The sequence below is a fragment of the Edaphobacter aggregans DSM 19364 genome (assembly GCF_000745965.1).
Lineage (GTDB): Bacteria > Acidobacteriota > Terriglobia > Terriglobales > Acidobacteriaceae > Edaphobacter > Edaphobacter aggregans.
In genome coordinates, this window is record NZ_JQKI01000135.1 from 1 (window position 1) to 13,174 (window position 13,174).

The following is a 13,174-nucleotide window of genomic DNA, read 5'->3' on the forward strand; positions in this document are numbered from 1 at the left end:
CCGTGGGCTTCGACGATAGATCTTGAGACGGCCAGGCCAATGCCCATGCCCTTTTCCTTGGTTGTCATAAAGGCATCGAATATCTTTTCGGTATCTTCGAGTCCCGTGCCATTATCGATGACCTGGACAATGACCTCGTGCTCCTGTGCAACAAAGGCTCTCAGCAGAATCTTGGCTGTATTTGCACTCCCCTCGGTCGCTTCAATCGCATTCGAAATTAGGTTGATAAATACCTGCTGGGTTTGAATACGGTCGACACAAATTGGCGGCAGGCTATCTTCGATCGACCAGTCAATTCGAACCTTACGCTTTTTGGGGTTTTCATGGACGAAACGTAAGGACTCCCGAAGGATGTCCAGAACACTCTCGTCATTCTTTTCGCATGGTTCCCTCTTAAAAAGAGCGCGAATGTGCTGCATGGTCCTATCAGCTGAGCGAATATCTCTCAATATTCGCTCAATTGAGGCGTTTGTTTCGGTTAGATCGGGCGGATTGGCTTCCAACCAACGCTTCGCGGCTTGAGCATTTCCAAGCACAGCCATAAGCGGCTGATTGAGTTCATGAGCGATCGATGCTGAGAGCTCAGCTACGGTTGCGATTTTCGACGCTGTGCTGAGCTTGATGCGCGTATCCCGAAGATGGTCTTCTGCTCGTTTCCGCTCATCGATGTCAACCGAGAGGCCATACCACTGAATGATCTTGCCCTGAGGATCACGCAAAGGTTCGCCCATCATTTGATGCCATCGGTACTCTCCATCTGCACGTCGCACGCGGTTTATGGCGTTGTATGACTCTCCAGTTTCGAGTGCCCGGAAGAATGCCTTCGCGGTCTCCTCCCGATCATCTGGATGAATGAAGCTCTCCCACCCGCGACTAACGAATTCTTCTAAGGAAGCCCCATAATATTCAAGGACTCTTTGATTAATATGCGTGACTTCACCGGCCGGTGAGGTTGACCAAAGCATTGAGGGAATTGTTTCGATAATGCCAAGCAGCTGATGCTCTCTCGTTTGAAGAGCGCTTTCAGTCTCCTTCAATGCATCGATGTTCATAGTAATCCCGTACCACTTAACGACTCTTCCTCTATCATCGCGGAGAGGGAGACTGCGATTCAGGAACCAGTGATAGGTCCCATCCGCACGCCGGCAGCGTAGTTCCTGCTCGACCGGTACTCCGGTGGCCAATGCCGCACGCCAATTGGCCACTACTCGGTCGACGTCATCGGGATGTATCGCACCCACAATAGCTTGTTCTCGGGTAAGACCGGTATAATGTTCTCGGGTAAGACCGGAATAATCCAGCCAACTTTGGTTCAAAAAGTCCACCGTTCCGTCAGGGAGACAGGTCGTAACATAGGCGGGGATCGCCTCAACGAGAGTCCGAAGCTCCCTCTCGCTACGCCGGATCTTTTCTTCCGCCTGCTCTGCTTCGGTTACGTCGATCACCGCTCCGACGACTTCGTTGCCGTCAGAATTGTCCAAGGGCCTGACGATAACGCGCAGAAATTTAATACGTCCATCGGGAAAGAGCAGACGATGTCGGTAGTTAATTGAGATGCCGTTGGCTGTCCGCTCTGCCATCTCCGACACAAGGCTCCGATCGTCTGGATGAACGGAGTATAGGATCGCTTCCACCTGTACCTTGGTTGCCGGGTCCCATTCGTAGATGCGATACATTTCATCTGACAACAGGAGTTCTCCGGTCGCTGGCTTCCAGTTGAAGTAACCAGTTTGGCTGAGCCTCAGCGCTTCAGTTAGATACGCTTGGCGCCGATTCAATTCCTGCGTCAGTAACTCACGCTCTGTAACATCGACGCCTACGCCAATTCGCTTCAGACTGCCCGTTTCAGAGGCTGCCGACCCAACATAACGGACGAATCGGAGTTGGCCGTCAGGACGCACGATGCGTTTCGTGACGTCAAACCCGCAAGGTTCCTCAAGTATTTGACCCATGAGCGAAGCCATGAACTCACGATCTTCGGGGTGGACGAGCGCTAAATATGCTTCGGAGGTTGGAGCCTTCGGAGTGGGTTCAAGGCCGTGGATCTGAAAAAGTTCAGGCGACCAGTGGTCAAACCCTTTCGCCGGGTCAAAGGACCAACTGCCCATTTGCCCTAGACGCTGCGCTTCAGCCAACAAGTACTTATTTGTTTGCAGTTCTTCAACGTCTTTCCGAAGGCTGTTCTCCGCTTGTTTATGGCTCTCAATATCAACGCTCGTGCCGTGCCACCCTATGATCATCCCATTTGCGTCGTGCTGAGCTATTTTCTGATGCAGCATCCGACGAAATTCGCCGTCGGCCCGACGTACTCTAGCTTCTGCCTCTAATGGATTTCCCGTGGCGATTGATTCTCGCCACTTCTCGAGGAGCACTCCGATATCGTCCGGATGAACGCAGGAGGTCCATTTCCATCCGTAGAGTTCTTCCACCGGTTTTCCAACAAATTCGCACCAGGTGCGATTGAAGAAATCGAGGTAGCCGTCTGGTGTCGCTGTGTGGATCAGCGCAGGGGATGAATCGAGAATCTGCCGAAGATGTAGAATCTGATCATCCACCGAAGGGCGCCGGTCCGAGCTCATATTCGAATAGTACAGCGGTCGGTCGCAGGGGTTTCTACGAGGCACACCACGACTAGGCGTTTGAGGATTCCTTTTCTCCGGGGGCACGCACATAGCCCAATGCCCTCAACGTAAAGCCAGTCAAATTGCGTACTTCTTCTTCGGGCGATTGCTCATGGTGAATCATTCGCCGCTCCTGGAGTCCGCGAATCATATCCATGAGTGCCCAGGCGGCAGCCTCGAAATCCTGTTTCGGTAACTCACCTTGCTCCGCTGCGTCACTAAACATCGCAGTCAGATGATCCACAACTTGCCGCTGACATTTCAGGATCAGCTTCCGATTCTGCACCTCACGGTTCAGGCTGGACATGACGCGATAGAGGGACTGCTTCTCCCGCCAGTAGCTCAGCCTCACTGCGATGTACGCTCGCAGCCTTCCGGCGAAGTCCGTTGCCAACGCAACCTGCTGTTCTGTGAGCGCAAAGATCTCCGCCACCGCCTGCTCCACAACTGCCTCGTAAATCTCGTCTTTTGACTGAAAGTACACATAGACCGTACCTTTCGCCAGGTCCGCTTCCGCGGCAATGTCGTCCATGCGCGTGCCCTCGAAGCCTTTGGAGCCGAAGACCTTCGTTGCAGCACTGAGAATCTCCGAACGGCGGAATTCCGCGACAACCTGCCGTTTCCGGTCTTTTCCTGTTTTCGCCATGAACTTCCTGAATCCCCATCCCAGTGTAAAGCGTCTTATGTTATGACTAATGGGTCATGAAATTGTACTGTAGAGTACAATAATACAGTGACGAGTATTTCATTGTCTGCGGATATCTAGGACAAGCATGGAGCCACATTCAGAGCATGAATTTGAAGTCTATCCGGGTCGTTAGGCTGCATCAGGCTGGCAATTGCCTTTTCAGCCTATGCCAGAGTCTAGTTATGCGGTGCGTCGTTGCGGCGCTCGTCCTCGTTTTCGTGGCTGAAGTTCCGGGACTTCTATTCGGGCAACAGTCAGGGACATATTCACAGATGCCCCAGGTCCAGCAGCTCCCGGCGTCAGGACGAACGATGGGACTTTCTGGAACAGTCAACTCGCAGCAGACAACTTCTCCAAGTAGCACCACCAGCATTCTTCAACCTTCCGTTACGGTCACAGGAAACTATCAAGGAAGCATCAGTGGACCACCTTTGCCCAGTGGTCCAGTGAAGCTTTCGCTCGCCGATGCCGTGAAGCGCGGACTTCAAACTAATCTGGGGATCGTCTCATCAGGGGTATCCTCTTCTATTGTGCGGGCGCAGCGAGCTCAGACTCTAAGTCAGTTGATTCCGCAAATCACGGCGAGTGTCGGCGCAACAGAGACGCAGATAAATCTTGCAGCATATGGCCTTAATACGCTCGGAGGCGCCTTTGGATCTTCATTCCCCTCGATTGTGGGGCCTTTTCAATACGTGCAGGCCCAAGGAAACTTCAATTGGAACGCCCTGAGCATCACCAATCTCCGTAATTACCAGGCAGCGAACCGGGTGGAACAAGCGTCGCGACTCAGTGAAAGAGATGCGCGTGAATTGGTAGTACTCGCCGTAGGTGGAACGTATCTTCAGGTGATTTCGGCAGCCGCGCGGATTGATGCACAGCGCGTCCAAGTCAAATATGCGCAGGCCACATATGACAGGGCAAACACGCAACTTTCCGCAGGAACAAACATTCGGGTGGACGTGACGCGAAGTCTGGTTCAATTGCAGTCTGAACAGGAGAGACTGTTGGCTCTTGAGGGTGATTATCAGCAGGAAAAGATCGTCTTTGCGCGCCTGATTGGCCTTCCCCAAAATGCAGACATCATCTTCACCGAACAATTGAGCGCAACTGACCTTCAACCGGCTGATGAAAACGCTGCCCTGCAGTCAGCTATCGAGCATCGCTGGGATCTGCGCTCCGCTGAATCGCAAATGCAAGCGGCAGAACGAGCCGTATCTGCCGCTCGCTCCGAGAGACTTCCTTCACTTTCATTCAATGGCTACTACGGAGTGATGGGGCCCAGACCAAATGATTCCCACGGCGTCTTTGTCGCGTCGGGGACGCTTAACATCCCTGTGTATGACGGAGGAAAAATAAGTGCCGACGTGCAGCAGGCAAGGGCAACATTACGTCAGCGCCAAGCGGAATATGAAGATCAGAAAGCAAAAGTTGAGCAGGATGTACGCAATGCTCTGATCCAGCTGCGTACGGCGCTCGGCCAAGTCAAGCTTGCAGAGTCTAATCGGCAGTATGCGCGAGAGACTCTGACCCAAGTCAATGACCGTTTCGACGCCGGCGTGACTAACACCGTAGAGGTTGTTCAGGCGCAGGAGCAGAAAGCAGCAGCGGAGAACGACTACATCTCCGGGCTTTTCGCTTTGAATCTTGCCCGACTTACGCTTGCGCGCGCTACTGGCGACGCAGAAACAGAGCTTTCCGCTCTCTTTCCTGGCGATAAACATTGATCCTCTGGGATCCATTCAGACACACGGGGATTTTTTATGAACGCAGAACAGCAGACAGCGGAGCAGGTCCATCACGGTTCCACAAGCGAAAAACACGCGCAAGGACGCAACTCGGACGAAGGGAAAAAGCAGGAACAAGCATCAGAGGCACAGCGAAAGCGAAAGCGTGTGCTGCTTGTCTTTACTGTCGTCCTTGTGGCCGCCGGCTTGGGGGGTGTCATGTACTGGCTTCACGCTAGACATTATGAGGATACTGACGATGCGCAGATCGATGGCAATCTTAGCCCTATTGGTACACGCATCGATGGAACCGTAGTGAGAGTCTATGTTCAGAACAACCAAATGGTAAAAGTTGGCGATCCTTTGGTCGATCTCGATCCGCATGACAATCAGGTCCGTGTAGATCAAGCTCAAGCGCAATTGGCGCAGGCTAAGAGTGGGCTCGCCGGCGAACGTCCCAATATTCCTATTACTGAAGTTGACAACTCCACCAACATCCTGAGTGCGAGAGCCGATGTTGCGAGCGGAGAGGCGGCGGTCGCAGCGGCAGAACGGGATCGGGATCAGGCCGAAGCTCAGGTTGTTCAGCAGGAGGCCGCCGACGCAAGGGCGCAGAGCGATCTGCAGCGATACACGATTTTGGCGGTCAAGCAGGAGATCTCGAAGAGCGACTTCGATCAATACAATTCGAATGCGAAACAGCAGGCGGCCAACCTTCAGGCCATGAAAGCGGCGGTACTTGCTGCCGCGCGAACAGTGGACCAGCGGAAAGCTCAACTGGACCAGGCGCGAAGCAAGCTGATTCAAAACGAGAAAAACGCCTCCCCGCAGCTCTCCATCCGTCACGCTTCTGTAGAACAACAGATGGCTAATCTTCAGACTGCTGAATCGCAGCTCGAACAGGCACAGTTGAATCTGAGCTACACGAAGATTCTTGCTCCGGTGTCAGGAGTTGTAATGAAACGCTTCGCGCAGGTGGGTGCCAGAGTCACCGCAGGACAACAGTTGCTGACGATTTCAGAAGTCGGTGATCTATGGGTCACCGCCAACTTCAAGGAGACCCAGCTTCTCCACATGCGGCCGGGACAGCACGCCACCATTCATGTCGACTCCCTCGATCGCGACTTTACCGGCTCACTCGACACCATCGGGGGCGCAACCGGCTCAATTGCCAGTACTCTGCCGGCGGAAAACGCAACCGGCAATTATGTGAAGGTCGTCCAGCGCATTCCTGTCAGGATCAAGCTAGATCCGAACCAGGATGGTCTTGATAGGCTCCGGCCCGGAATGTCGGTCGAACCCGAGGTGCATGTTGATTAGCGAAGCCTCAGCGCGAGGGATTTCAGGAATATGGATCACAGAGGTTGAGTATGGCTTCAGCCGATAATCAGGAAAATAGCGGATGGAAGCCGCGGCATAATCCATGGCTGATCGCTGTGGTTGTCTCCATGGCGGCTTTCATGGAGGTGCTCGATACCAGCATCGCCAATGTGGCGTTGCCCCACATGGCCGGCAATCTGGGTGCCAGTCAAGATCAGAGTACGTGGGTCCTGACCTCCTATCTGGTATCCAATGCCATCGTCCTGCCAATCACCGGGTGGCTTACTTCAATCGTTGGCCGGAAGCGTTTCTTCTTGATCTGCATTGTTATATTTACGCTTTCTTCACTCCTCTGTGGGATCGCTCCAAGTTTGGTTTTTCTCCTTATGGCACGTGTCGTTCAGGGCGCCGGGGGAGGCGGTCTGCAGCCAATGGCACAGGCAATTCTGGCTGACATCTTTCCTCCGGAAAAGCGCGGCTTGGCATTTTCTCTCTACGGAATTACTGCGGTGTGTGCGCCTGCGATCGGTCCGACCTTAGGTGGATGGCTGACAGACAATTATTCCTGGCGGTGGATTTTCCTCATTAACCTGCCTGTGGGCTTGATCACAATGTTTCTGGTACATTTTCTCGTCGACGATCCACCATTTCTCAAACGCAAAACGCTCCGCGAGAGCCGGCTGGACTATGTCGGGCTGTCGGCACTCGCGCTCGGAATTGGTTCACTGCAGATCGTGCTTGACAAGGGACAGGAAGACGATTGGTTCAGTTCTCATTTCATCACCACACTGGTGATCATCACGGTCGTCTGTCTGACATTCCTGGTGATCTGGGAATGGTATGAGAAAGATCCCATCGTGGACGTGCGCCTCTTCAAATATTTCAACTTTTCGGCGTCCAGCGTGATGATGTTTCTGGTTGGAGCGGTTTCCTTTTCATCCACGGTTTTGATGCCACAGTTCCTACAGAGTCTTATGGGCTACACGGCAGAAAAGGCAGGCATGGTGCTTTCGGCAGCAGCCATAATTCTCCTGATTGAGTTGCCTATCGTGGGAATTTTGACCGGAAAAATTCAGGGCCGGTTTATCATGGCGATCGGTTGGGGCATGTTGTGCGTTGCCATGTACGTCTCCACTAAACAGATGGACCTACTAATCAGCTTCCGGTCGGCTTCGATACTGCGCATTATTCAATACATCCCTATCGGTTTAGTCTTCATCCCCGCCACGACCGTGGCGTATGTGGGCATTCCCCAAGAAAAAAGCAATTCCGTAGCGGGCCTGGTCAATTTCATGCGCAACATCGGCAGCAGCTTCGGAACATCCGCGGTGACCACGATCCTCGCGCAGCGATCACAGTTTCATCAGGCCCGATTGACCGAGCATACTGCCATCGGAGACATCAACTTTCAGAACATGATGAGCGGCGCCTCACAGTCCGCACAGTCTATGGCCGGAAATGGACATCTGGATGCGAGGCAAGTTGGATTGGCACAGATCTACCAGACAGTTCAGACCCAGGCCGCCTCACTCTCGTATCTAGATGTCTTTCAGATATTGATGGTGCTCGGTGGCATCATGTTCTTTCTCTCATTCCTCCTTCGAGGGAACAAACCGAAAAAGCAAGCGATGGCTGCTCATTAAAGCAGTAGCAACGGCATTGCCGAACAGTGATTGAAGTGGAAGCACAAACTACAGACCCGTTATCCTGCACCCCGGCGAGTTCAACGTTGGCTCGACCGCGAGGTCACTGACCAGCCGCCCATCGACCTGCTGCGCCCATTCCCCGGCGACGAGATGGAGCCGCAAAGTCCGTAATAACTCTCCGGAGCTGCTGAATAGTGCGTAGACTCGAAAGTATGTTAACTAACCTGTCACTGAAGGCCCAGTTGCACGATTGCGACAGACGCATTCTCTTGAACCATGCCAAGCAAGAAGCAATCTTCTTAGGGAAGGACGGTCCCAGAATTTCAGCCGACACGATGATCGGCCTTATATCCGAAATGACGCGTCTCCAAACCGAGCGTGCAGAAGTCCAATCCGAAGTTATAGCCCTGCGAAATCCGCTCTTACAGCCGACGGCGATGGCCTGAGAAACTCCCCGATTGGCTGAATAGCAAGTGATATGCTTCCGCCATAGTTCCGGTCCAATCGCCACCCGAGAGTTTCCCCTGGAAGGGTGAAGGGCTTCTCATCGATGTCTGTAACAAAGGAGATGGTATCGCTGGTGAGCGGAGGTGTTCAAGCTTTGGGGTTATGGTCTGGCCCCATGGGGTAAAACGGGCTTCAACATTGTTCCCAGATATCCTAAGGTCCATACCACCCCATAGACATTGTGAACCCCTAGAACAATCCTGCCGAAAGAAGGGTCATTTCGCGCATGATAATGTGGTTTTATCATGCGTCATCATCGCGCTATTCTTTCTCCACCATGACCACTCGCGCCGAACTCAAAGCTCTCATCGACCGCATGCCAGACGACAAGCTGAGCCATGTTCACCAGATGTTGGAGTTTAACCTCAACCCTCCAAAGCCTCGGCCTGAAATGGAACACATGCAACAGAGGAGTATGGAATATAGACAAAGGGTGCTGAGGAAGTTCCAGGAGAATCGAAAACCGGGAACGCTCGGGACTGGCGGCGGAACTGGCTTTGCGAGCATGCATGAAGGCACACCTTTCGGCCGGCAAGGATTTCATTACTGGGATGAGAAGGCGCTCGTCCATCAGTCTCTGCAATCCTTTGATGGTCAGGAGATCGAGGTGATGGAGCGGTTGTCCTTCTCGCCGGATCGCTCGACGCTTATTTGCGCATTGGAGATATCCAGCGGCGGTCACACCGTACGCCATGAGGATGGATTTCCTATTTCTCAGGTGAAGGGATGAGCACTGCTCTTGTTTCGCTGAGCGGTTCTGCTTCCCTGCCCTCGCTCTTTCTCGCGCGTCCGGCGGCGCGCACGCGGCTGAGCGACTTCTTCAGCTCGCATCTCCACAATCCCCACACCCGGCGCGCCTACCGCGAGGCGGTGCGGCAGTTCTCCGGTTTCTGCGCCGAGCACGGCATCGTGGATCTCGCCCAGGTCGAGCCCATTCATGTAGCGGCGTTTGTCGAGGTACAGCTCAAACTCCATTCCAAACCCACCGTGAAGCAGCGTCTGGCCGCGCTGCGCATGCTCTTCGACTGGATGGTGGTGGGCCAGGTGATCCCGACCAATCCGGCGCACGCGGTGCGTGGGCCGAAGCACACGCAGAAGAAAGGCAAGACCCCGGTGCTCCAGGCCGATGAAGCCCGCGCCCTGCTCGACGCCATCGACACCGATTCCCTTCCCGCCTGCGCGATAGGGCTCTGATCGGGCTGATGGTCTATACGTTTTCCCGCGTGGGCGCGGCGGTTGCGATGCGGGTCGAGGACTACTTTGTGCAGGGGCGGTGGGGCTGGGTGCGCCTGCACGAGAAGGGCGGCAAGGAACACACCATGCCCGCCCATCACAATCTGGACCATTACCTGGAGGAGTATGTCGCCGCTGCCGGCATCGCCCAGGACAGGAAGGGGCCGCTCTTCCGCACCACGCGCGGCCGCTCGGGCGAGCTGACCGGCAATGCCCTGCTTCAGTCCGATGTGTGGAGGATGATTCGCCGGCGGGCACTCACGGCTGGTATCAAGACCGAAATTGGCTGCCATACCTTCCGCGCGACCGGCATCACAGCCTATCTCAAGAACGGCGGCAAGCTGGAGATCGCCCAGCAGATGGCCGCGCATGAATCGGCACGGACCACCGGCCTCTACGACCGGCGCAGCGATGAGATCTCGCTCGATGAGGTCGAGCGGATCGGACGATAGGCCGTCGTCGGCGAGGCTCGAGAGCCCCGCGTCACATAGAAGAAGATCGCGTGACTACGCCTGGCGGTTCTGGAGATTCGATTGGGGGACGCCCGCTCCGGGCGAGCACAAGATTCGGTCGCGGGCGTTCGACGTCGACGGCAACGTCCAGCCAGCGCCGGACGACCCATTCCTCGCCAGCAAGAGGACATACTGGGAGAGCAACGGGCAAATAACCCGCCGGGTCATGATTAACTAACGGTCCGTGGGGTGTGCTGCGCGAAACTGGTGCACTGCAGTTGCAGGCAACGAGGAGGTAGTGATGGACACGGAACGTCTTGCGTGCGCGTGTTCGGTTCATGTGCTGACGGCTGTGTGGGTCTCGGAAATTCCGACGTGCACACCGCTTAGCCATCGAATGATTTAAGCCACGCAGTATATAAACGTCGCAAAGGCTCGTATCGATGATCTCTATTCCCGACGCAAGCGCCTCTTCTCGCAAATAGCGAGTCAATTTCAATCTGGGCTGAAACGAAAGCAGTAACGAAAATCAAGTTGAAGGGCTGGCTGCCTCCTGTGCCGGAAGCACCCTCACTTGAGTGGGCACGATATGCCTTGAAAACGGGGTAATTGGCAACTTGCACCGACCGGTTGAGACCGCCAGACATTTCAGGAAGTAGTGGAGAGGGCGATGAGGATGAGCTGAGCTGATTTCTTTTGCATGGCTCCTCACCGCTTCTAGCAACTCGTGATAAAGCTTGTGGATGCACATTGCAGGTTCGTGGATTTTGATCGCCTTTATCGCCGCGATGACTGCCGGGGTTCTCCTCCTGCTGCATCTCACCAAGATTGGCCTGCTATTTCACGAGCAGATCCCGACCGGCCTCATCGTCGCCTGCTGCTCGCGTCCATCTCCTTTTTCGTCACCTTCCTTGCTGCAAGGCTGCTCGTCGCCTCCATCACCCACCATGTAGGGCCTTTCGGATACGTCATCGTTGGCGGACGCCATATTCACCACCTTGTGTGGGGTATTCTTCTGCTGCTCGTCTGCGGCTACGCGACGTTGGCCGAGGCAGGTACGCAGGACGCGCCACTGTCGATCCTGGCCAGCAGGCTGCTCTCGATCGGATACGGCTCCGGCGCAGCACTCACGCTCGATGAGTTCGCGTTGTGGCTGAACCTCGATCCCCAAGCCTACTGGTCAAGCCAGGATCGCGAGAGCATCGACGCCCCATCCTCTTCGGAGCCCTGCTCGCAATCGGCACGTGGGGGAGCTCCGATGCTGCGTCTCATCATCAAGCCGGATCGCCGCGATCGTAACGGATGAAGGCGGCAACACATTGCCAAAGCCACCATCGCGCTGTCCTCACTGCGCAATGTGGATGCTTTGGTTCTTGAGGAGATCGAACGCTTTGCTCAAAGGTGATTCGCGCCGACATTTGCATCTGCCGTGGATCACGGGCAGCGGTCACCTGCCCAAATGCCGCATTGGTGATTGCGCCTGTCGTTGCATTGACCACGAGGTCGCACGGTACCCCTGGTACAAGCGGACCCGCTTCTCAAGCACATGAACAAGGCTCCTCGGCAAACGACTCCAGACTACGACACGCCCGTTAATGCAACAGAGCCCGAGCACGAGAGTGACGGTCTTTCGCATGACTTGCTGCATCCGGTCGTCCTCGCGAGCGCCCCTTCGCTGGCATTATTTTGTCGGGAATGTGCGTCCTCACGGTCTCTCCTTACGCGCCGGAGGGCACTTTGACGCCCATGGACCCGGAGACCGGCGCGGCCCAGTTCAGCGCACGATGTTCGTCGATGAGGGCGTCGATCTGGGTCGCCACATGGGCCGGGAAGGGGGCAGTACGACGGGTTCTGAGGTCGGCATGAGCGTGCACGCACTCGAAGAGCGAGGAGAGCACGCCCCGGGTCTCGTTCACCATGAACATCATGTAGTGGAAGAGTTTCAAGCTCCGCGCGAGCATGCGGAACCTGATCACCACGGTATCCCCGATCAGCACTTCAGAGGGATACCAGAGGTGATGCTCGAGATCGAAGCCGCCCGCCTCCGCCGCCGCCAAGTAATCCTCGGTGAGCCCGAGCATCGGGTACATCAAGTCCCCCGCCTTGTCGTAGAGGGCCAGGTACCAGCGCATGTTCATATGGCGTTGCCGGTCCTCGTAGGCCGACGGGATCATCGTCCGATAAACCGTAGGCAAGGACGCGAGTTGATCGAGCGATATCGGCGGAAGGCGCATGCTTCGTCTCCTTTCTTAACGTGATTCCATTGCGGGTAGAGAGTTTTTCCGGCCTCCGTCACACCGGTTGTGCTGTCTGCCGTTCCTGGTGCTCGAGAATCTCCAGAATTTTGAGCCCGGCGGTCGGAATGGCCGTACCCGGTCCGAAGATCGCAAGAGCCCCGTCTTTGTAAAGCTCGTCGTAGTCCTGCGGTGGAATGACGCCGCCGATTACGATGGGCATGTCTTCGTGGCCCAGTTTCGTGAGGGCCTGGCGGAGTGCAGGCACCAGGGTCAAGTGTCCGGCGGCAAGCGAACTTGGTCCGACGATATCGATGTGGTCGTCGACGGCCTGGCGCGCGGCCTCTTCCGGCGTCTGAAACAGAGGGCCAAGGACCACGTCGAATCCGAGGTCCGAGAGAGCCGCTCCGACCACCTCCTGACCGCGGTCATGACCGTCCTGCCCGAGCTTGCAGATGAAGATGCGCGGCTTGTGGCCTCGGCTCTTCACAAACTGCTCGACTTTGTCCTGCACGGCGACGATCTGCGGCTTCTTGGCTCCGTAAGTCTCGGCATAGATCCCCGAGACTAGTTCCTGTTCGGCCTTGTGCCGACCGAAGACCTTTTCCAGAGCGAAGCTGATCTCACCCACCGTTGCCTTGGCGCGCGCGGCCCCAATCGACAGATCGAGGAGGTTTCCTTTCCCCGTGCGGGCACACTCGGTGAGCGCGTCCAGCGCCGATGAGACTTTCGCTTCATCTCGCTCGGAC

11 protein-coding genes are annotated in these 13,174 nt (G+C 55.5%); 7 read left to right on the forward strand and 4 right to left on the reverse strand.

The genetic code is table 11. The features are described from left to right. Together Q363_RS26245 and Q363_RS26250 are read right to left on the reverse strand one after the other, a co-directional pair. Positions 1–2,555, reverse strand: a 2,555-nt coding sequence (locus Q363_RS26245; protein ID WP_035356689.1) for a PAS domain-containing protein, incomplete at its 3' end; no start/stop codon positions are given. A gap of 76 nt (positions 2,556–2,631) precedes the next feature. Next, positions 2,632–3,267 carry a TetR/AcrR family transcriptional regulator gene (locus Q363_RS26250; protein WP_035356690.1) on the reverse strand — a complete coding sequence of 212 codons (636 nt, stop codon included), beginning with the start codon at positions 3,265–3,267 and terminating at the stop codon, positions 2,632–2,634. A 353-nt stretch (positions 3,268–3,620) separates the two neighbouring features. On the opposite strand from Q363_RS26250, the gene Q363_RS26255 reads away from it, so the two are divergent. From Q363_RS26255 to Q363_RS26285, 7 genes are all read left to right on the forward strand, one after another. Then, a complete protein-coding gene (locus tag Q363_RS26255) occupies positions 3,621–5,033 on the forward strand; it encodes a TolC family protein (RefSeq protein ID WP_035356697.1) in 1,413 nt (470 codons plus the stop codon). 342 nt (positions 5,034–5,375) lie between these two features. After that, positions 5,376–6,353: an HlyD family secretion protein gene (locus tag Q363_RS26260; protein ID WP_483782912.1), complete on the forward strand. Its 978-nt coding sequence runs from the start codon at positions 5,376–5,378 to the stop codon at positions 6,351–6,353. Positions 6,354–6,403: 50 nt separating this feature from the next. Then, the gene (locus Q363_RS26265; RefSeq protein ID WP_035356691.1) at positions 6,404–7,996 is read left to right on the forward strand and encodes a DHA2 family efflux MFS transporter permease subunit; all 1,593 of its coding nucleotides are present in this window, start codon (positions 6,404–6,406) and stop codon (positions 7,994–7,996) included. Positions 7,997–8,822: 826 nt separating this feature from the next. Further along, positions 8,823–9,236, forward strand: a complete 414-nt coding sequence (locus Q363_RS26275) for a hypothetical protein (RefSeq protein WP_211256357.1) — start codon at positions 8,823–8,825, stop codon at positions 9,234–9,236. After that, positions 9,233–9,700: a tyrosine-type recombinase/integrase gene (locus tag Q363_RS43155; RefSeq protein WP_211256358.1), complete on the forward strand. Its 468-nt coding sequence runs from the start codon at positions 9,233–9,235 to the stop codon at positions 9,698–9,700. Before Q363_RS26275 ends, Q363_RS43155 begins: the two co-directional genes overlap by 4 nt. 8 nt (positions 9,701–9,708) lie before the next feature. Then, positions 9,709–10,191, forward strand: a complete 483-nt coding sequence (locus Q363_RS43160; RefSeq protein WP_211256359.1) for a tyrosine-type recombinase/integrase — start codon at positions 9,709–9,711, stop codon at positions 10,189–10,191. Between the two features lie 760 nt (positions 10,192–10,951). Continuing rightward, the gene (locus Q363_RS26285) at positions 10,952–11,497 is read left to right on the forward strand and encodes a hypothetical protein (protein WP_245632479.1); all 546 of its coding nucleotides are present in this window, start codon (positions 10,952–10,954) and stop codon (positions 11,495–11,497) included. 412 nt (positions 11,498–11,909) lie between these two features. Here the strand turns inward: Q363_RS26285 and Q363_RS36870 are convergent, their stop codons facing one another. Further along, the gene (locus Q363_RS36870) at positions 11,910–12,425 is read right to left on the reverse strand and encodes a thioesterase family protein (RefSeq protein ID WP_051979358.1); all 516 of its coding nucleotides are present in this window, start codon (positions 12,423–12,425) and stop codon (positions 11,910–11,912) included. Positions 12,426–12,483: 58 nt separating this feature from the next. Then, positions 12,484–13,174, reverse strand: a 691-nt coding sequence (locus Q363_RS26295; protein ID WP_035356696.1) for a methylmalonyl-CoA mutase family protein, incomplete at its 5' end; no start/stop codon positions are given.